Below are 20,444 nucleotides of genomic sequence, written 5' to 3'. Positions count from 1 at the left end.
ACCGCTCGTCATTCCATCGTAGGTTGGGGTGCAAACCCCAGCATCACCATGTCTGTGGTCAAGCCATGTTGGGGCTTGCACCCCAACCTACGTGAGGAGACAAACCTGGCGATGAAAGGTGGATGTTGCAAAGCAGCATGTATCCTACCCAGCATGCCCTCCCACCCCGCCCTGCTCCATTACTGGCGCCGCCTCCGTGGCTCGGACCGTTTTGCCGAATGCCAGCGCGTGCTGCTCGCACTCGGTGGCGTGATTCTGTATTGCCTGTGGGGCCACCATGCTGCCGCGATGATCCCCGCCATGCTGGGTGTGATCGCCTGTGCACTGGCCGAAACCGAGGATCATTGGCGCAGCCGCTCACTCACCCTGCTGGTCACGCTGTGCTGCTTTGCCGGCGTGGCTTTTACGGTGGAATGGCTGCTGCCTTATCCATGGCCGTTCGCGTTTGCGCTGGCGGTGATGACCTTCGTGCTGGTGATGCTCGGCTCGATCAGCGCGCGCTACGCCACCATTGCCGGCGGTACGCTGATCCTGGCCGTGTACACCATGATCGGCACCGACCAGCCGCATCCACCCGCATCGCTGCTGACCGAGCCTTTGCAGCTGTTGGCCGGCGCCGCCTGGTATGGCTTGTTGTCGCTGCTGTGGAGCGTGCTCTCGCCCCAGCTCGCCGTGCGCCACGCGCTGGCCCGCGTGTTCGATGCGCTGGGCGATTACCTGGAAACCAAGGCCGCGCTGTTCACGCCTGTACACGGCAACGATCGCGATGCACTGCTGCTGACGTTGGCGATGCAGAACGAACAGGTGGTGGAAGCACTCAATGACACCCGCATCGTGCTGATCGACCGCATCGGCATGCGCCGCCCACGCGGTGCCACGGCGGCGCGCCTGCAGTTGTACTTCAAAGCGCAGGACATCCATGAACGCATCAGCTCCGCGCATTATCCCTATGCGGAGTTGGCCGAGGCGTTCTATCACAGCGATGTGCTGTTCCGCTGCGAACACATCCTGCACCTGCAGGCGCACCAGTGCCGCGGGCAGGCCGAAGCCTTGCGTCTGCGCACCTCACCTAAGCCTGCCGCCGATCTACGTGCCGCGCAAAGCGACTTGCGCAACGCCATCTACGCATCGCGCGGCAACCCGCAAACACCATCCGAACAACTGCTGCGCTCGCTGGACGCGCTGCTGCGGAATATCACCGCCATCCAGGCTCTACTGGAAAACGATCAAACGCCGATGACCCTCGACGGCGAAGACAGCGCCCTGCAAAACCCGGGGCCGCAAACCTTGGGGGAGGTCTGGCAACGCATCACCATCCAACTCACGCCGCGTTCGTCGCGCTTCCGTCACGCAGTCCGCCTGGCGCTGGCACTGACGGCCGGCTTCGGCGTGCTGCGCCTGGTGCATCCGCTGCACGGCTACTGGATCCTGCTGACCACCTTGCTGGTCTGCCAGCCGAGCTACGGCGCCACGCTCACGCGCATGCTGCAGCGTGTATCCGGTACGGTGATCGGCGTGGTGATCGGCTGGGCCACCTTGCGCTTGCTACCCGCTGCACCCTGGCCACTGCTGTTGATCGTGCTCTCCTGCGTGGTGTTCTTTGCCGCGCGGCTGCGGCGCTACACGCTCGCTACCGCATCGATCACCGTCTTCGTGGTGCTCTGCTTCAGCGAGGCCGGCAATGGCTACGACGTCATGTGGCCGCGCCTGCTTGATACCCTGATCGGCTCCGCCATCGCCGCCCTGTCCATCTACCTGATCCTGCCGGATTGGCAAGGCCGCCAGCTCGACCAGGTGCTGTCCAACACGTTGCGCAACGACGCGCGCTACTTGCAGCAAGTCATCGCGCAATATGTACATGGCAAGCGCGACGACCTGCCCTACCGCATCGCCCGCCGCGAAGCCCACAACGCTGACGCCGCGCTCAGCGGCATGCTCGCCAACATGCTGCGCGAACCAGGCCGCCAGCGACGCGGCAACGAAGATCTGCTGCGCTTCCTCACCATCGCCCACACCATGCTTGGACACATCTCCGCCTTGGGCGCACACCGCCAGGCGATCAGCCGCACAGATGCCCGCGACACCGTCACCCTCGCCGGCAATCTGGCCGTGACTAAGCTGGAACAACTGGCCGATGCGCTGCTGACCAACGCAGCCACCTTGCCACTGGAAAGTGAGGCCGAACAGAGCACCGTGCCGCAGGTGGATGGGGTGGAGGATGAAACGGCGCGACTGGTGCTGGGACAGCTGACGCTGATACTGGCGCAGCGGGATCGGTTGGGAAGTGTGGTGCGGGATATCCGAACTGGCTGAAGCCCGTAGGTTGGGGTGCAAACCCCAACATACCGATCCGATGGACATGGCGATGTTGGGGTTTGCACCCCAACCTACGAAAGAGGCGCCATTCTGTCCCGATATAGCGCCAGACCCCATGCACCAACCACCAACCTGACAAAACCGTCATAGACGTCTCCCTCCAATCAGCGGATAGTTACACTCACCTCTGAGCGCACCACACACAACTCCGAGACACCCGGCCTAAGGTTCCCTCACCCGGAATACGGCCAGGCGTCCGTGATCCCCTTAGGGACCACCAGGGCGACCGCGGAAACGCGACCGCCTCCCCACTTGGAAAGGAGCAAAGATGCATGTCCCCGCTGGCTGATCGCTACGGCCGTCGGTTTCCGTATTTGCGGTTGTCGATCATTCCTGCGTGCAATTTCCGTTGCACGTATTGCTTGCCGCACGGCTATCACGCCGAGGCGAATGCCGCCGCGCCGCTATCCCTGCCGGAGATCACGCGACTGCTGCGCGGCTTTACGGAACTGGGCATGCACAAGCTGCGCATCACCGGCGGCGAACCGAGCGTGCGCAAGGACCTGACGGACATCCTGCGTACTGCCGCAGCCGTACCCGGCATCACCAAGCTGGCGATGACCACCAACGGCACCTTGCTCAGCCGCCACTTGCACGAGTGGATGGATGCCGGCCTCAACGCCATCAACGTCAGTGTGGACAGCCTGGATCGCGCAGCCTTCGCCCGCATCACTGGACATGACCGGCTGGACGACATCCTGCACGGCGTCGACATGGCGCTGGCTGCCGGCTTGCCTTCGGTGAAACTCAATGCGGTATTGCTGCGCGACGTCAACGACCAACAATTGCCGGCCTGGCTGGATTACCTGCGCGACCGTCGCATTGGCGTGCGCTTTATCGAACTGATGCAGACCGGCGACAACCTGTCGTTCTTCCACGACCACCACGTACGTGCGGAAACCCTGGAAGCCGAACTGCTAGCACACGGCTGGCAGGTCCTGCCGCGTGCCGCCGACGCTGGCCCCGCGCGCGAATACCGTCATCCGGACTACGCCGGCCGCATCGGCATCATCGCGCCGTATTCCAAGGATTTCTGCACGGGTTGCAACCGCCTGCGCGTCACGGCGACCGGCGATCTGCGGCTCTGCCTGTTCGGCGAATTCGGCATTCCCTTGCGTCCGCTGCTGCAGTCGGACGACCAGGTCGAAGACCTGGTACGCGCCATCGGTGGCCAGATCGGCCGCAAGGAACAGGGGCACTTCCTGCACGAAGGCCGCACCGGCATTACACCTCATCTTGCATCTACCGGAGGCTGATTCATGCATGAGCGCGAGGATGGCGCCCATTTTCATATGGCAGATGTGCGCCGCAAACGCATCACTGCGCGACGAGCAGTGGCAATTGGCGAATTGAGCGCAGGTGCCGACGCTTTTGCGCAAATCGTCGAACGGCGCCTACCGAAGGGCGACGCCATGGTGATGGCGGAAATCGCCGGCCTGCAAGGCGCGAAGAACGCCTCGCAACTGATGCCGCTATGCCATCCGCTGCCATTGGAATACATCGACGTGCGCTGCGAGCCGGTGAGCGAGCGCCACGCCATCCGCGTTTACTGCGAAGTCGCGACGTTTGCCCGCACCGGCGTGGAGATGGAAGCACTGGCCGGCGCGAGTGCTGCCCTGCTTACGCTTTACGATCTGACCAAACCGGTGGAACCCGCACTTTCATTCGGTGGCGTGCGTTTGCTGTTCAAGGAAGGCGGCAAGAAAGGCTTGTGGCTGCATCCGGATGGCATGAGCGACGCGGAGCGCGAACACTACAAGCCGCGCGGCCTGGCAAAACTCGACGGCATCAGCGCTGCAGTCATCACGCTGAGCGACCGCGCAAGCCGTGGCGAATACACGGATGCTTCCGGCCCACTCTTGGTCGAACGCCTGCGCGAACTGGGCGCGGACGTGCATGACGTCGAGCTGCATCCGGACGAACCTGCACCACTCGCCGCACGCCTGCGCGAACTGGCCGGCAGCGGTATCAAACTGATTCTCTGCACCGGCGGCACCGGCCTCGGACCGCGCGATCGCACACCCGAAGCGCTGGCGATGGCGGCAGATCGCCACGTCGACGGCATCGGCGAACTGTTCCGCAGCGAAAGCAGCCAGCACACGCCGATGGCCTGGCTGAGCCGCGCGGATGCGGTGCTGGTCGGCAGCACGCTGGTGATCGCGCTGCCCGGCAGCGCGAAGGCAGTAGCACAAGGCATGGATATTCTGGCGCCCATCCTCGCGCATGCGATAAGCATGGCCGCAGGCGGAGGACACGCATGAGCCAGGACACGCTCGCCTACGACGAAGCCTTGCGCATCGTGCTCGGTGCCAGCGCGAAACTCGGCACGGAAGATTGCTCGCTCAGTGCATGCCTTGGTCGTGTGCTTGCCGAGCCGGTGATCAGCGCCGTCAACCTGCCGCCCTTCGACAACTCCGCCATGGATGGTTTTGCGCTGAGCGGCAGCTCCATCGTTCCGGCAGGCACCGAACTGGCTATCGAAGGCGAACAAGCCGCCGGCGACGGCGTTGTGCACGCCGGCATCGGCGCGTGGGAAATCATGACCGGCGCGCGCATTCCCGATGGGCTCGATCGCGTGATTCCGGTCGAACAGACCGAACGCTTCGCGCCATCGCGTGTCCGTTTGCTGGCCGACGTCACGCCCGGCCAGAACGTGCGCACGGCAGGTTCGGATGTGGCGTGCGGCGAAACCTTGCTGGACGCCGGCATCGCGCTGCAAGCGCAGCACCTGATGCTGCTTGCAGCACTCGGCATCGCAAACGTGACGGTAACCGAGCGGCCGCGAGTGGCGGTGATCTGCACCGGCCGCGAGCTGGTCGACGATCCCGCGCAAGCGTTGGAACCGGGGCAGATCCGCAATTCCAACGGCCCCTTCCTGGCTGCACGCCTGCCACTGGCTGGTGCCGACGTGGTGCACGTGGAAACGGTAGGTGACGATACGGATGCCTTCGAATCCGCCATGCGCCGCGCGCTAAGCGCAGGCGCAAAGGTCATCGTGACCAGCGGCGCCGTCTCCATGGGCCGCTACGATTTCGTGCCGCACGCACTGCAACGTCTTGGCGCGCAAACGCTGTTTCATAAAGTGGCCATACGCCCGGGCAAGCCACTGCTGTTCGCGCGCTTGCCCGGTGACGTGTTGCTGTTCGGTTTGCCGGGCAATCCCATCGCCGTGGCCGTCGGACTGCGTTTCTTCGTGGAGCCGGCGCTACGCGTGATGCTGGGCATGCCGCGGGAAACGTCGCGCCGCATTGCGCTGGTCACGCCATACAGCAAAAAGCCGCGCCTGCGTTTTCATCTCAAGAGCCGCTTGCATGTCGACGCTCAAGGTCGCTTGGGCGTAGAGGTGCTGGACGGCCAGGAGTCTTACCGCATCCGCCCGCTGGCCGGCGCCAATGCGTGGGCGGTAGTGCCCGCCGAGGTGGATGCGCTACCCGCCGGTGCACTGGTCGATGTCTACGGTGTGGGCCATCTTGAATTTCCCTTGCCTTACGGGAGTGCTGCATGAAGGTCCGCATCGCCCTGTTCGGCGCCCTACGAGATGCCGATCCGCACGGCTTCCTCGAACTGGAAGCACCCGAGCATTGCACGGTCGCCGAGTTGCGCGAATTGCTGCGCGATCATCTGCACGAGCATGCGCCGCATATCAGTGCGAGCCTCGTGCAGCGCTCGGCGTTTGCCAGCAACGATGAAATTCTGCATAACCATCGCACGTTGCCGGAGGATGGACAGCTGGCGATCTTGCCGCCGGTGAGTGGGGGTTGATATACCTGGCACTCGCCTCACGGCCGTCATTCCCGCGAAAGCGGGAATCCATCTTCGCTCTTGCATCAGAGCCAAATGGATTCCCGCTTTCGCGGGAATGACGACACAATGAAGGCCGAATCTCAACGCCTTTTGAAGACACTAGAAGAAACATGACTGACCTACACACCGCCGTCGTCGACATCTGCGAATCGCAACTCGATCCCGCCGCCGCCCTCGCCTTCGTTTCCGATCCACGCTTCGGCGGCATCGACATGTTCATCGGCAAGGTACGCGAGCACAATCTCGGCCGCGTCGTCACCGGTATCAGTTATGACTTGTTCGAGCCGCTTGCCCTGCGCATGTTCGAAGCCATCGGCGAACGCGCCCGCAAGGAAATCGGCGGCCCGATGAAGCTGTACATCGCGCATGCCAAAGGTGACCTACGCATCGGCGAAATCGCCGTCATCGTCGCCGCCGGCACGCCGCACCGCGATGAAGCTTTCCGCGCCTGCCGCCTGGCGATTGAAGCCGTCAAGCATGAAGCACCGATCTGGAAGCAAGAGCACTACGTCGACGGCGACAGTGCATGGAGTGAAGGCTGCTCCCTGTGCGAGGAACACCGCGAAGCCGAACGCACGGCCGTTCATGGCAAAAAATCGCATGCCCACGGGCACGAGCACTGAACATATGCCCTTGATCGGCGTGGTGCTGGCCGGTGGACTTTCTTCGCGTATGGGGCGCGACAAGGCATTGTTGCCATGGGAAGGCCGCCCGCTGATCGAGCACCAGATCGATGTGCTGCTGGCCGCAGGTGTGCATGAGGTGAGAGTGAGCGGGGATCGCCCTGACTACCACGGCGTCACCGATCCGGTACCGCAAGCCGGTCCGGTCGGCGGCATTGCAGGTGTCGCTGCGGCTTGCGAAGACGGCGAGCTATTGATCATTCCCGTCGACATGCCACGATTGCAACCTGCATTGCTTGCGCGCCTTTGCAACACCAAGGCTGCGGCCGGTTGCGTACGCTTTACGGATCACATGCTACCCATGCGCCTGCGGCTGGATGCAGCGTGCCGCGATGCCTTGGCGTCGCTGCTGGCATCCCGTGACAAGCACGCACGCTCCGTACGTGCGCTGCAGGAACAGGTTGGCGTACAGGAGATCACACTGTCCGCTGAAGAAGCTGCACAATTGATCGACTGCAATACGGAAGAAACCTGGCGAGAGGTGAATGCATGAGAGTGCAACTGGAAGGCCAGAGTCTGCGGCTGCGGATTGATGAAAACGAACTGGCCCGCCTGCTGGAAGGCGGCTCGGCCGACAATCGCACCAGCCTGCCCGATGGGCATGTGGAGATGCAGCAAGTCAGTTTGTCGCCGCGGATCGAATGGCGGCGGGAGAGCACGGTGCTGCATATCTCTTTGCCGGAATCGGAGGTGCGCGCGCTTAGCGAACGGTTGCCGACGCGGGATGGGTTGCAGTTCTCGCTGTCCACGCCGAGTGGCGAGACGTTGCAGATCATGTTTGATGTGGATGTGCGAGATAGCGCACGCAAGCGCTTGCATAAATCTTCAGGAGGAGATGTTTCATGAACGCTTTGCACTGCCATTTGGACACAATGGTAGTCACTCGTCATTCCGGCGAAAGCCGGAATCCAGTCAAATACGTTGCGCGAAGCGCGCAAAACCTTATTTTGAGTGCTGCGCACAGCGTACTTAAACTGGATTCCGGCCTTCGCCGCAATGACGGCCAGGCTCCAAGAAGCTTCCAGAGAAAGCTGTTGCACTTCTTCGCTTTTGTGGCGTGCAGCCTGATGTGCATGACAGCTTTGGCACAGACGCCATCGGTGATCCGCATCGCATACGCCGGCTCCATGGGCGTCGTCATGGACAACGCCGCCGGCCCCGCCTTCGCCAAAACCCATCACGCCACCTACCAGGGCATCGGCCAAGGCTCCTATGCCTTGGCGCGGCTGCTCGCCGCGCACCAGTTGCAGGCAGATGTCTTCGTCACCATCACCCCAGGCCCCATGCAGGTGCTTAAGCAAGCCGGGCTGGTGACCAGTGCGGTTCCTGTCGCCAGCACGCAGATGGTCGTGATCTACAGCCCGCACAGCCGCTTCGCCGCCGACTTCGCTGCAGCGTCGCGTGGTGAAAAGAAATGGTACGACGTGCTCAGCGAAAAAAGCTTGCGCCTCGGCCGCACCGACCCGGCCGTCGATCCGCAGGGCGCGAACATGTTGCTGACGCTGCAGCTTGCGGCGGACTACTACCATCAGCCCGATCTGCTGAAGACCATTGCAGGTGCGCCGCAGAATCCGACGCAGATCTTCACCGAACCGTCGCTGATGTCGCGCTTGGAAGCCGGTCAGATCGATGCGGCCATCGGCTATCTCAGCGCGGCGCAATCGCATCATCTTCCGACGATTGTGCTGCCGGATGAGATCAATCTCGGTAATCCGGATATGCAGAAGCCCTGGTATGACCGCGCCTCCATCACGCTGGACAACGGCAAGACGCTGCGCGTGCAGCCGCTGGTGTTCTACGCGGGCGCACTAGGCAATGCGCAGCAGCCGGCGTTGGCGCGCGACTTCGTGAGCTTCCTGCAAAGCGCGGAAGGTCAGGCGTTGTTTCGCGAGCATGGTTACAGCCCGCCACGTGGAAACGGCTTGTGATTCGCCGCTCGCGGCAATCTGCGCTCTCCCAACCTCCCCCCGCAAGCAGGGGGAGGGATCGCATCCCGCAAACATGACGTCGGCCGTGCCTCGGTCAGGCCTATCCGCTTTGATCAGCGCATTGACGCTGCTCCTGCTCGCCGCCCCCTTCATCGGCCTCGCCTTCGTCACCTCATGGAGCCACTTCGGCTTCGCCGACGGTGATGGCAGTGCCATCGCGGTATCGCTCTGCTATAGCGTGCTCGCCCTGATCCTGATCATTGCGCTGGGCACACCGCTCGCATGGTGGTTGGCGCGCCACCACATGCGTGGCCAATGGCTGATCGATGCGCTGCTGCTGCTCGCCCTGCTCACACCACCGCTGGCGCTCGGCCTGCTGCTGGCATCCATGTACGGCCCGTACGCGCTGGCCGGCAGCTTGTTGGAACGTGCTGGCCTTACGCTCACCAATTCCGGACCGGCCTTCGTCATGGCGCAGTTCTACAGCGCCCTTCCCTACTACGTAATTGCCGCGCGCGCTGCGTTCGAAGGTGTACCGCGCGAGTTGGAGCAGATCGCCCTGACGCTTGGCCATTCGCCATGGCGTAGTTTCGTGCACGTCAGCCTTCCGCTCGCACGGCTTGGTCTCGCCGCGGCGATCGCGCTTGCGTGGGTACGTGCACTGGGTGAGTTCGGCGCGGTGCTGATCGTGGCGTATTACCCGCAAGGCATCCCGGTGAAGCTGTGGGTGAACTTGCAGAACATCGGATTGAATGCGGTGTATCCGCTGCTGTGGGTGTTCTTCCTGGTCGCCATGCCGCTGCCGCTGATACTTGGCCTAGCTGCCCGTCGCAGGCGCCTGATCTGATGCGTATCGATTACCGGATCGAGCACCCTGTCGCCTTGCATGCCACCTTCGACGTCGAAGGCTTTACCGTGCTGCTCGGCGCCAGCGGCGAAGGTAAATCACTGCTATTGCGCGCAATTGCGGGACTGACACCGGCGCAAGGCGAACCGTTCGGCGGCATGGCGCCACAGCACCGTGCCGTGGGTTATCTGCCGCAAGGCTATGCGTTGTTTCCGCACCTCAATGCCTGGCAGAACGTAGCCTTTGCATTGCGCGGCGCGCAGCGGCGTGCGCAAGCATCGCAACTGCTGGAACGCGTGCATATGGCAGCCTTTGCGGAGCGTTATCCAGGCACGCTATCCGGCGGACAACAGCAACGCGTGGCCCTGGCACGCGCCCTGGCACGCAGGCCGCAGCTGCTGTTGCTGGATGAACCCACCTCTGCCCTCGATCCGGTCACTCGCGACGACGTGATTGCGGAATTGATCGGTGAAGTGCACGAATTCGGCATACCCGCGCTGGCAGTCAGTCACGATCCGCACTTGGCGGCCGTCGCGGACCGGTTAGTGTTGATGCACGGACGGCACATCATCCAGATCGGATCACCTGGCGAGGTCAATGCGAACCCCATTGACGGTTCGGCAGCACGTTTGCTTGGGCATCGCAATGTGTATCGCGGACGAATCGATGGTGCACGACGATTGATATGGCAGGACGGTGCCATTGCGTTTCCCATCGACAGCGATACGTTTGCAGGAGACGTCGATTGGGCGATCGATCCGGAAGCGATTCGCTTGGTGGACGCACATGATGATTTGCCGGATGCCGTTCCGGTGTCGGTCGAAGTGCGGCATGTCATGGGGCGCACGGTGCAACTGGGCGTGCGATGCGGCCAAGGGCGATTGTGGGTGTCGGCGGCGGTAGACCAGGCCGTTCCCGAATCGGTAGCCGTGCAGCTTCCTGTTGAGGCGATTCATTGGTGGAAACGGAATTCGTAGGTTGGCGTGCAAACCCCAACATGGTGTGATGACACGTATGGCGATGTTGGGGTTTGCACCCCAACCTACGGACTCAACACAACACGAAAACCCTGATCAGGGCCGCTACCGTTCGCCGCCAGGCTGCCCCGAAATGCCACTGCAGCGGTAAAGGCAACACCCATCCAACCACCACCCTTCCAAACCTTGCCAAAGCCGCTTTGGCTGCCTCGGGGATCCGCGACGTTGCTCGCCAGACTTCCTCGCCAATCCCAGCACCATTCCCGCACGTTGCCTGACATATCGTAGAGCCCCAGCTCGTTGGGCTTCTTGCTGCCGACCGGTTGGGTTTGATCATGGTTCTGCGCGATGGCGGGCCAGCTCCACCATCCCGTCAACGTGTTATCGCCGGAATTTCTCCAATACCAGGCGACGTCGTCGATGTTGTCGCTGCCGCTATAGGTGTAGCCCTGACTCAGCTGGCCACCGCTGGCTGCATATTCCCATTGCGCTTCCGTCGGCAAACGGTAACCGTTGGCGCCTTCGTTGATCGTCACCGTCCACTTTATATGGTCGAGCTCGCCGAATTTGGGATCTGGCTGATTGTTGGGATCTTTGCTGCGTCTGTCGATGCGGTAATAGGGTTGCAATCCCTCCTTGATGCTCCGCTTGTTGCAATATTCAATGGCGTCATACCAGCTCACCGTTTCTACCGGCCGATTGTCGCCTTTGAATTGCGAGGGGTTGTTGCCCATCACCTCGATCCATTCTTTTTGGGTAACGTCGTATTTGTCGATATAGAAATCCGATACGACCACGCCTTTCCCGTAGTAATTGGACGCCTTGTTCTTGAAGGTACCGCCCTTGACCAAGATGAAGCTGTCGGGCACAGCGCCACCTGCAGGCATGGCAAGTGCCACGTTTGCAACCAGCAAGACGGCCATCAAAAGGAACGACTTTTTCATCGGCGTGGATGTTCCGGATGGTTCTTTCACATGCATGAAACCGCCGGCGACCCGGTCGCCGGCGTCACCATGTCGAGCGTGCTTACCACACGGTTGCGTTCACTTCCCCGCTGGCGCCGTTATAAGCCTCCGTCGCCAGGATCATGTAATTGAAGCTGCCGAGATTCATGCCAAGGCTCTGCCAATGGCTGAAGTGGTTGCCGGTGGTGACGGTGTAGTTGCTGCCGATCGATGCCCCACCCCAGTCATCCAGGTACTGTTCGAACGTGGCAGTGCCTTCGATGGAAGGCTGGTTCACCTGCAAATGCTCGTAAGTGCTGTAGCTGTGCCCATCGCTGGTCATGCTGCCTTTGTAAGTGGCATTGGCGGTGTACAGCGAACCAAGCTCGGTGATGTAGTACTCGACGAGCGGATTCGTCGTCCACCCATAAACCGATATCGTGTTGTAGCCACTGGCGGAGCCGACGTTATAGCCCACGCTCATGTTGCCGCCGGTGCTCCAGCCTTTGCCGCCAACCATGTCGCCGACACCGGACCAGGTGATGGCGTAATTACCAGGATAGGTACCGGCTTCGGGAAACGTCATGCTGGCCGAGCCGCTGCTGGTATACAGCGAATAGTAGTAGCCGTTGTTCGTGCCCGTTCCGTTGTTTTGTACCGTCTGGGCATTGGCCGCCATGGCTGAGCAAGTTGCCATAACGGCGAAGAAGATGCTCTTTTGAACGCGTGACGCCACGAAGCTAGATGCTTGCATAGGATGGTCCTCGTTCGTTGATGACGTACGACGACAGCGCGTAGCGTGCGCTAAGCGAATCGACGCAGCTTTACATATAGTCAAACCACGTAGCCTGATGCTTGCCACGCTGCGCCCCTGCATGCCATGGAAAGGAGCCGATCATCGCAAGCAACAAGCAATACGCGTCAAGTTAGCGGCATTTGTGTTAACGCTATCATAGACGCACCAAAATCTACGCATGATGACATCAGGAAAGTCAAGTGAAGAGTGAGCCGCAACGATGGGCTCCTGCAAGTTTCAGTCAAACGCGTCGTGTTGTTGATGTTTTCCGATCCAGGCATGCAACGCCGTAGGTATAACCCGCCAGAGTGGCCTGCGGCGCAATGCTGGGCAAAAAGCACCGTTTCCTGCACAACGCACGAAGCAGCTTTATGGATTTGCGTATGCAAAATTCCTTTCCGTGACGCATCACGCCGTATGGTCATGCTTTCTTCACCACACTCGTTTCGCCGTACGGCCGTGCGCTTTTTCGCGCTATCGTCACGCATTCCTGCACCATATTTTTGCATCGCATCAAATGTTTTTACCCATAAATCATGATATTGGTAGCGCTAACTCAATGCGGCGAATGCAAATGAAAAATCATTAAAGTCCATCCGCTGTTTCGTAATTGTGCGTGCATGACCCGTCATATCCACTACGCCAACGCCCAAGACGGGGCGCCGGGGGCGCCTTGCCAAATGGCTTGACCGGCTTAAGTCCGGCATGACGATGAAAAACAGATAAGCCGGCTGGCGCACGCCAGTAACGGCCTTGCATACCGACGAGGGGAGTGTCGAAAGATGAAGAGCAAGAGGCAAACTTTGGGGTTGCAGCATGGCGCGTATCCATCTGCCACCGTTTCGTTGTCCGGCCGCCGACTGGCCATAGCAGTCGCCTTGGGTTTGGCATGGCTGGATGTACCGGCGGCGTCCCTGGCGCAAAACACCGGCCCCACCGCCAACGCTTCGGCACCGAAGCCAGCTACCGCTGACGCAAAAGCCGATCCCGCGAAGAAGAAAAAAACCGAGCAACCGAACGACATCAAGAATCTTGCCGGCGTCACCGTTACGGGTATTCGCGCCAGCCTCGAATCGTCGCAGTCGCTGAAACAGAACGCAGACCAGATCATCGATTCGGTCACCGCCACCGACATCAACGCACTGCCCGACCGCAGCGTGACCGAAACCCTGCAGCGCATCAGTGGCGTGACGGTCGACCACTATCTGGCCGATGACGATCCGGACCATCCGTCCGCCGAAGGCAGCGGCGTGCTGATCCGTGGCCTGCCCTACGTCGCCAGCCTGCTCAACGGCGCCGAAAGCTTCTCCGCCAACAATGGCCGCGCGCTGAGCTTCGAGGACGTACCAGCGGAGCTGATGCAAGGCGTGGACGTCTACAAGAACCCATCCGCGGAACTTATCGAGGGCGGTATCGGCGGCACGGTGGATCTACGCACGCGCATGCCATTTGACGCACCAGGCCAGGTGGCCGCTTTCTCGACGGGCGTCAATGAAGGCGACATGTCGAAGCGGAGCAAACCGTCCGCATCGTTCCTGTACAGCAATCGCTGGAAGACCGAAAACCTCGGCGAATTCGGTGCATTGTTCGATGTGTCTTTCTCCGAATTGGCCTCGCGCACCGACGGCATCCAGATCAATCCCTACGTGCTCGAACCTCAAAACAATCTCGGCAATTGCCCGTGCGAACCCACGTCATCCGCCGGCAACGTGGCGATTCCGGGCGATATCAACTATTACGAGATGGACATGCAACGCAGGCGCACCGGTATTTACGGCGCCTTCCAGTGGCGTCCGACCGACAACCTGGAATTCGATTCGCGCTTCTTCCGCTCCACTTACAACCTTCAGTGGCAGGAGCACGAAGTCCAGACCAACGAGGGCAACTACTACAACATGATCCCGGTGCCGGGCACGTCGTTCGACTACGACAACGGCGTCTACGAGAGCGGCGACATGGCGTCCGCGTCGTGGCAGGGAGGTGGCACCGGCCCCGCCAAGGCAACGCTGAACACGGGTTACCCGCCGATCGGTGGGCCCAATTACTACGCCCTCACCCGCCAGCAGACCCAGTTCGTGCGCACTACCGACTGGACCAACACGTTCAAGTACAACATCAGCAGCAACATGATCTGGTCGGGCGGCATACAACTCGTCAAGTCCACCGCCAACACGATCGACTTCACGGTGTACAACCAGTTCTTCATGCCGCCCGCCGAGGTGAACATGGATGGCGGCATACCCAGCCTTACGCTGCTGAACAATACGACGTACAAGTACATTCCATCGAACACCACCAATCCCAATAGCCTGACCAACTACGCCAACTACTACCTCGGCGCCGCGCTGGATCATCTCGAGTACGACTACGCGATGATGCGCACCGTGCGCACCGACCTCGAATACAACTTCGAGGACAGCAACTGGCTGCAGTACTTCCGTGTGGGCGTACGTTTCACCAACCACGATACGTACAGCAACAACAACAGCAGCAGTTACAACTGGGGCCCCATCAGCCAGGACTGGGAAGGCGGCTACAAAGGCCCCTCTTCACTGGACTGGACTAACAACGTCCCGGCGTGGATGAACCAGCAATTTACATTCAGCGACTTCTTCCGCGGCCAGACCAGGCTGCCCAGTACGCTGGTATTTCCCACCATGGCGCTGGTGGGCAATTACTACGGCGCGATTTCAGCATTGCGTGCGCTTGAAATGTCCGGCGGTGCAGGCGGCTGGTGTCCGCAAATCTTCAGCACGAGCCAGGGCGACGTATGTAATCCCGGCTCAGGCATGAGCGCCGACTACATGCACGAATCGACCCAGGCCGCCTATGCCTCGCTGTATTTTGGCAACGACACGGCGCTGGGCACTCCCTTCGACGGCAACATCGGCCTGCGCTTCGTCCGCACCAGCGTGAATGCGAACGGCTCCGTCACCTACCCCTCGTCGAACACCATCCAGAATTCCGCAGGCATCACGCCCGCCGAGATGGCGCTGTTCAACGGCGCCACGACACCCATCAACGGCGCTTACAGCTACCACAACGTGCTACCCAGCCTTAACCTGCGCTTCAAGCTGACCGACACGTTGCAACTGCGTCTGGCCGCCTCCAAGGCGATGACCCGCCCGACCATCAGCCAGCTCAATTCGTACATGGTGATCGGCACGTCGTGGAGTGCAGCCGGCGCGGGCCAGCAGGCAAAGCTCGCCGGCTTCAACGCCACCACCGGCGGCAATCCCAACCTGAAGCCGCTGGAGGCCAATCAGTTCGATGCCGCACTGGAATGGTATTTCGCGCCTACCGGCGAGCTGTACACCACGCTGTTCAAGAAGAACCTTTCCAACTACACCACGACCGAAGTCCACACGCAGATCATCGACGGTGTACCGGTGGCAGTAAGCGGCCCCACCAACGCGGGTCGTGGCACGGTCAAAGGTGCCGAAGCAGGCTACTCGCAATTCTTTGATTTCTTGCCGGGCGCCTTGAAGGGTCTAGGTGTGCAGGCCAACTACACCTTCCTGCAGAGCAGCAAGATCCAAGGCACCACCTCGTGCGATCCAAACCATGGCAACGGCTCGTGTCCATCGAGCGATGTCGTCACCAACCCTGGCCTCCCCATGCAGGGCCTGTCGCCACACAACTACAACGTCACAGGCATGTATGAGTACGGCAACTGGTCGGCTCGCCTGGCCTGGTCGTGGCGCAGCCGCTATCTGATCACGCCGGTTGATTCAGGCGACACCTATCTGCCGATGTGGAACGCTGCATCAGGCCAGCTCGACGCCTCGATCTTCTATCACCTCAACAAGAGCATGCAGGTGGGCCTGCAAATGAACAATCTCACCAACACCGTGCAGAAGGTGCTGATGGGACCCACCACGTACATCAACGGTTACGTGGATTGGAACTTGTACACGCGCGCGCTGTTCATGACCGATCGTCGCTACGAACTCGTATTCCGCGCAAGCTTCTGACGATTCCCCAGCTGACACGCAAGCTGATTGACGTTTGCCTGTCCCCGTTCCCGCCGCCGGTGTTGTATGCATGCCGGCGGCGGTTTTTTTTATGCAGTTTGGGGTGCAAACCTCAACATGGCGCACCAATGGGCATGGCGACGTTGGGGTTTGCACCCCAACCTACTTACGCATGCAACTTGCCATCGATTTCTGCCAGCCGCCCGACGCCCTTCTTCGCCAACGGCTCCAAACCTTCGCCACCCGCTGCCAGATGCGCCACGATCTGCTTGCGCATCCCCGGCTCCCAGAACCGCTTCAAGTGATCGGCAATTCCCGCCACGCCCAGCGCTTCATCCGGCTCGGCAGCAAAGTAGCGGCCGATATCATTAACCATCGCAACCAGACGTTCGATATTCATGCCGTTGCTCCTGCAGCGTGCAGCAAGCGCTGCGGATGAGTGTAGACGACGTAGCTTCCAGGCCGCGCAAAACCGACCAGGGTCATACGCGTGCTTTCGGCCAGGTGGATGGCCAGCGCGGTGGGCGCGGAAATCGCCGCCATCAAGGTGATACCCGCACTGGCGGCTTTGGTGACCATTTCATAGCTGGCACGGCTGGTGACGAGCAGGAAACCCAGCTGCGCATCGAGGCGCGCCGTCACCATCGCACCAATCAATTTGTCCAACGCGTTATGGCGGCCGACGTCCTCGCGCACCAGCATGATTTTGCCGTCGACATCGACCCACGCCGCAGCATGTACGGAACCCGTGGCGTTGTTCACGGGCTGCTGGGTCTGCAGCGCTTCCAGTGCATGCTCCAACGCGGATGCTTCGATGCTCGGTCCATGGCCTACGGGAGCAGGATGGCGCACGGCATCTTCCAGCATGCGCGCACCGCACAGGCCGCAACCACTGCGTCCCGGCAGCAGCCGCTCACCACCCTCACCGACGCGCTGGTTGACCGTATCGGATGCCACCTGCATCGCCAGTTCCACGCCTTCCAGGCGCGGGCGCACGTCGATGGACAACAAGTCTTCCGGCTTCGCCACCAGCCCTTCGCTCAGCGAAAAGCCCAGCGCGAAATCCTCCAGATCCAGCGGCGTCACCATCATCACGGCGAAAGGTACGTCGTTGTAGAGCATCGCCACCGGCACTTCTTCGGTGATGGCGTCGTTCGCGTGCTCGTGCTTGCCGTGGCGGTAGCGATCCACACGGCGAGTCACGTAGCCGTTGCCGGCAGGCGATGGATCAAGATGTTTCCGCTGCATCCAACAAAGCCTGCTGCGTTTGGGTGAAAGCCTGATAGCGCTTCTGCCATTCCGAAGGCTGGTTGACGCGCGTCACCTGTACGGCCGTCACCTTGTATTCGGGGCAGTTGGTGGCCCAATCCGAGTTTTCGGTGGTGATCACGTTGGCGCCTGAGCCGGGGAAGTGGAAGGTGGTGTAGACCACGCCCGGCTGCATGCGCTCGGAAATGCGTGCGCGCAATACCGTCTGGCCTGCACGGCTTTCAATGCCGACCCAATCGTCTTCGCTGATGCCGCGTTCCTCCGCGTCGTGCGGGTGGATCTCCAGGCGATCCTCGTCGTGCCACATCACGTTGGCGGTGCGGCGCGTCTGCGCGCCCACGTTGTACTGGCTGAGGATGCGTCCCGTGGTCAGGATCAACGGATACGTCGCATTGACCTTCTCCGATGTCGGCACGTATTCGGTAAGCATGAAGCGGCCCTTGCCGCGCACGAACTCACCGACATGCATCACGGGCGTGCCTTCCGGATGTTCCTCATTGCACGGCCACTGGATCGAGCCGAGGCGGTCGATCTTCTCGAAGCTCACGGCATGGAAGGTGGGCGTCAAGCGTGCGATCTCGTCCATGATCTCGGAAGGATGCTGGTAGTTCATGGGATAACCCATGGCATTGGCCAGCCATTGGGTCACCTCCCAATCCGCATAGCCATTCTTCGGCTCCATCACCTTGCGCACGCGCGAAATACGGCGTTCGGCATTGATGAAGGTGCCGTCCTTCTCAAGGAACGAGCAACCAGGCAGGAACACGTGCGCAAACTTGGCGGTTTCATTGAGGAACAGGTCCTGCACCACCACGCATTCCATCGCTTCCAGTGCAGCCGTGACGTGCTGCGTGTTGGGATCGGATTGGGCGATGTCCTCGCCTTCGATGTACAAGCCTTTGAAACTGCCATCGATGGCAGCCTCGAACATATTGGGAATACGCAAGCCGGGTTCGTCATGCAGGTGTACGCCCCAGGCCGCTTCGAACGAGGCGCGCACCACCGGATCGCCCACGTGGCGATAGCCGGTGAACTCATGCGGGAACGAACCCATGTCGCAAGAGCCCTGCACGTTGTTCTGCCCGCGCAGCGGATTGACACCCACGCCTTCACGGCCGATGTTGCCGGTGGCCATGGCGAGGTTGGCAATGCCCATCACGGCGGTAGAACCTTGCGAGTGTTCGGTAACACCCAGACCGTAATAGATCGCAGCGTTGCCGCCTGTGGCGTACAGCCGCGCTGCGCCACGGATCATCGCAGCAGGCACGCCGGTTTCGGCTTCCATCGCTTCGGGGCTGTGATTTTCCTGCGCGACGAACGCACGCCACTTCTCGAACGCCAGCTGTTCGCAACGCGCGGCGACGAAGTCCTCGTCGACCAGCCCTTCGGTGACGATCACGTGGGCCAGTGCGTTGAGCATGGCCACGTTGGTGCCAGGCCGGAGCTTCAAGTGATAGTCCGCCTTGATGTGCGGCGTACGCACCAGGTCGATGCGGCGCGGGTCGATCACGATCAGCTTGGCGCCGGCACGCAAGCGCTGCTTCATTTGCGAACCGAAGACTGGATGCGCATCGGTGGGATTGGCGCCAATCACCAGCACCACATCGGTGTATTCGATGGAATCAAAATCCTGCGTACCGGCCGACTCGCCCATAGTCGACTTCAACCCATACCCCGTCGGCGAATGGCAGACACGCGCGCAGGTATCCACGTTATTGTTGCCGAAGCCGGCACGCACCAGCTTCTGCACGAGGTAGGTTTCCTCGTTCGTGCAACGCGATGACGTAATGCCGCCGATCGAAAACTTGCCATATTTGGCCTGCAGCCGCTTGAACTCGCCGGCAACGTGCGCGATGGCTTCGTCCCAGCTCACAATGCGCCAGGGATCGCTGATCTTCTGGCGGATCATCGGCGTGTTGATGCGATCGGGATGGGTGGCATAGCCAATGGCAAAACGCCCTTTCACGCAGGAATGGCCGTGGTTGGCATGGCCATCCTTGTTCGGCACCATGCGCACGATTTCCTCGCCCTTCATCTCCGCACGGAAACTGCAACCTACGCCGCAATAGGCACACGTCGTGACGATGCTGTGCTCGGCCTGGCCGCGTTCGATCAGCGTATTCTCCGATAGCGTCGCGGTCGGGCAAGCCTGCACACAAGCGCCGCAGGAAACGCACTCGGAATCCAGGAAGGCATTGTCCTGGCTGGCCGACACCTTCGACTCAAAGCCACGCCCCTGAATAGTGAGCGCGAACGTGCCCTGCACTTCATCGCAGGCGCGCACGCAACGCGAACAGACAATGCACTTGGAGGGATCGAAGGTGAAGTAAGGATTGGATTCGTCCTTGGGCGCGAAATGCGGGTTGACGTCGCCCTCTTTCGTTTTGGCGAAGACATGGTTCTCGCCGTCGTAGCCGTAGCGCACTTCGCGCAGGCCCACCACGCCAGCCATATCCTGCAACTCGCAGTGGCCGTTGGCTGGGCAGGTCAGGCAATCCAGTGGATGGTCGGAGATGTATAGCTCCATGACGCCGCGGCGGATATCGGCCAGCTTTGACGTTTGCGTGCTGACCTTCATGCCTTCCGTCACCGGTGTGGTGCATGATGCGGGGTAGCCCTTGCGCCCTTCGATCTCCACCAGGCACAAGCGGCAGGAACCGAAGGCATCCAGCATGTCGGTGGCGCACAGCTTGGGAATGTTGATGCCAGCCTGAGACGCAGCGCGCATCACGGAGGTGCCTTCCGGCACGCGGATACTCCGGCCATCGATTTCCAGCGTGACCTGCTTGTCCGATTTGACGGCGGGGGTACCGCGGTCGATGTCGACGATGGACAGCATGACTAAC

The 20,444-nt window shown here is 61.1% G+C and carries 17 protein-coding genes and 1 riboswitch; of the genes, 12 read left to right on the top strand and 5 right to left on the bottom strand.

Annotated elements, in window-relative coordinates; translation table 11 throughout:
- Positions 1-153: 153 nt before the first annotated feature.
- From yccS to IEX75_RS19745, 11 genes are all read left to right on the top strand, one after another.
- Positions 154-2,313 carry a YccS family putative transporter gene (gene yccS, locus IEX75_RS19795; protein WP_188796988.1) on the top strand — a complete coding sequence of 720 codons (2,160 nt, stop codon included), beginning with the start codon at positions 154-156 and terminating at the stop codon, positions 2,311-2,313.
- Between the two features lie 197 nt (positions 2,314-2,510).
- Positions 2,511-2,653, top strand: a riboswitch (molybdenum cofactor riboswitch).
- Positions 2,649-3,632, top strand: coding sequence for a GTP 3',8-cyclase MoaA (gene moaA, locus IEX75_RS19790; RefSeq protein WP_188796986.1), 984 nt, complete (start codon positions 2,649-2,651; stop codon positions 3,630-3,632). (Overlaps the previous riboswitch by 5 nt.)
- 3 nt (positions 3,633-3,635) lie before the next feature.
- Positions 3,636-4,637, top strand: a complete 1,002-nt coding sequence (moaCB, locus tag IEX75_RS19785) for a bifunctional molybdenum cofactor biosynthesis protein MoaC/MoaB (protein WP_188796983.1) — start codon at positions 3,636-3,638, stop codon at positions 4,635-4,637.
- A complete protein-coding gene (locus tag IEX75_RS19780) occupies positions 4,634-5,881 on the top strand; it encodes a molybdopterin molybdotransferase MoeA (protein ID WP_188796982.1) in 1,248 nt (415 codons plus the stop codon). Before moaCB ends, IEX75_RS19780 begins: the two co-directional genes overlap by 4 nt.
- Complete coding sequence (locus IEX75_RS19775; RefSeq protein WP_188796980.1) at positions 5,878-6,138, top strand: MoaD/ThiS family protein; 261 nt, start codon at positions 5,878-5,880, stop codon at positions 6,136-6,138. The genes IEX75_RS19780 and IEX75_RS19775 overlap by 4 nt, the downstream gene beginning before the upstream one ends.
- A 152-nt stretch (positions 6,139-6,290) precedes the next feature.
- On the top strand, positions 6,291-6,803 hold the full coding sequence (locus tag IEX75_RS19770; RefSeq protein ID WP_188796977.1) for a molybdenum cofactor biosynthesis protein MoaE: 513 nt from the start codon (positions 6,291-6,293) through the stop codon (positions 6,801-6,803).
- A gap of 4 nt (positions 6,804-6,807) precedes the next feature.
- Positions 6,808-7,356, top strand: a complete 549-nt coding sequence (gene mobA / locus IEX75_RS19765; RefSeq protein ID WP_188796975.1) for a molybdenum cofactor guanylyltransferase — start codon at positions 6,808-6,810, stop codon at positions 7,354-7,356.
- Positions 7,353-7,709 (top strand): DUF7009 family protein, encoded by a 357-nt coding sequence (locus IEX75_RS19760; RefSeq protein WP_188796974.1) that lies wholly within the window; start codon positions 7,353-7,355, stop codon positions 7,707-7,709. Before mobA ends, IEX75_RS19760 begins: the two co-directional genes overlap by 4 nt.
- 227 nt (positions 7,710-7,936) lie before the next feature.
- Positions 7,937-8,791 carry an extracellular solute-binding protein gene (locus tag IEX75_RS19755; RefSeq protein WP_229720982.1) on the top strand — a complete coding sequence of 285 codons (855 nt, stop codon included), beginning with the start codon at positions 7,937-7,939 and terminating at the stop codon, positions 8,789-8,791.
- A gap of 85 nt (positions 8,792-8,876) precedes the next feature.
- A complete protein-coding gene (locus IEX75_RS19750) occupies positions 8,877-9,638 on the top strand; it encodes an ABC transporter permease subunit (protein ID WP_229720981.1) in 762 nt (253 codons plus the stop codon).
- Entirely contained in the window at positions 9,638-10,615 is a 978-nt protein-coding gene (locus IEX75_RS19745; RefSeq protein ID WP_188796967.1) for an ABC transporter ATP-binding protein, read from the top strand. Before IEX75_RS19750 ends, IEX75_RS19745 begins: the two co-directional genes overlap by 1 nt.
- 65 nt (positions 10,616-10,680) lie before the next feature.
- On the opposite strand, the gene IEX75_RS19740 is transcribed toward IEX75_RS19745, so the two are convergent.
- Both IEX75_RS19740 and IEX75_RS19735 read right to left on the bottom strand, forming a co-directional pair.
- Positions 10,681-11,559, bottom strand: coding sequence for a formylglycine-generating enzyme family protein (locus IEX75_RS19740; RefSeq protein WP_188796965.1), 879 nt, complete (start codon positions 11,557-11,559; stop codon positions 10,681-10,683).
- An 82-nt stretch (positions 11,560-11,641) separates the two neighbouring features.
- Positions 11,642-12,313 carry a glycoside hydrolase family 11 protein gene (locus IEX75_RS19735; protein ID WP_188796963.1) on the bottom strand — a complete coding sequence of 224 codons (672 nt, stop codon included), beginning with the start codon at positions 12,311-12,313 and terminating at the stop codon, positions 11,642-11,644.
- Positions 12,314-13,137: 824 nt separating this feature from the next.
- On the opposite strand from IEX75_RS19735, the gene IEX75_RS19730 reads away from it, so the two are divergent.
- Positions 13,138-16,329: a TonB-dependent receptor gene (locus tag IEX75_RS19730; protein WP_229720980.1), complete on the top strand. Its 3,192-nt coding sequence runs from the start codon at positions 13,138-13,140 to the stop codon at positions 16,327-16,329.
- A gap of 166 nt (positions 16,330-16,495) precedes the next feature.
- On the opposite strand, the gene IEX75_RS19725 is transcribed toward IEX75_RS19730, so the two are convergent.
- The 3 genes from IEX75_RS19725 to fdhF are packed head-to-tail and all read right to left on the bottom strand — an operon-like array spanning position 16,496 to position 20,437.
- Positions 16,496-16,729, bottom strand: coding sequence for a formate dehydrogenase subunit delta (locus IEX75_RS19725; RefSeq protein WP_188796961.1), 234 nt, complete (start codon positions 16,727-16,729; stop codon positions 16,496-16,498).
- The gene (fdhD, locus tag IEX75_RS19720; protein ID WP_188796959.1) at positions 16,726-17,577 is read right to left on the bottom strand and encodes a formate dehydrogenase accessory sulfurtransferase FdhD; all 852 of its coding nucleotides are present in this window, start codon (positions 17,575-17,577) and stop codon (positions 16,726-16,728) included. The genes IEX75_RS19725 and fdhD overlap by 4 nt, the downstream gene beginning before the upstream one ends.
- Entirely contained in the window at positions 17,558-20,437 is a 2,880-nt protein-coding gene (gene fdhF / locus IEX75_RS19715; protein WP_188796957.1) for a formate dehydrogenase subunit alpha, read from the bottom strand. Before fdhF ends, fdhD begins: the two co-directional genes overlap by 20 nt.
- Positions 20,438-20,444: the final 7 nt, after the last annotated feature.

The sequence above is a fragment of the Dyella nitratireducens genome (assembly GCF_014642835.1).
Lineage (GTDB): Bacteria > Pseudomonadota > Gammaproteobacteria > Xanthomonadales > Rhodanobacteraceae > Dyella_B > Dyella_B nitratireducens.
This window is presented reverse-complemented; position numbering and strand designations above follow the sequence as displayed.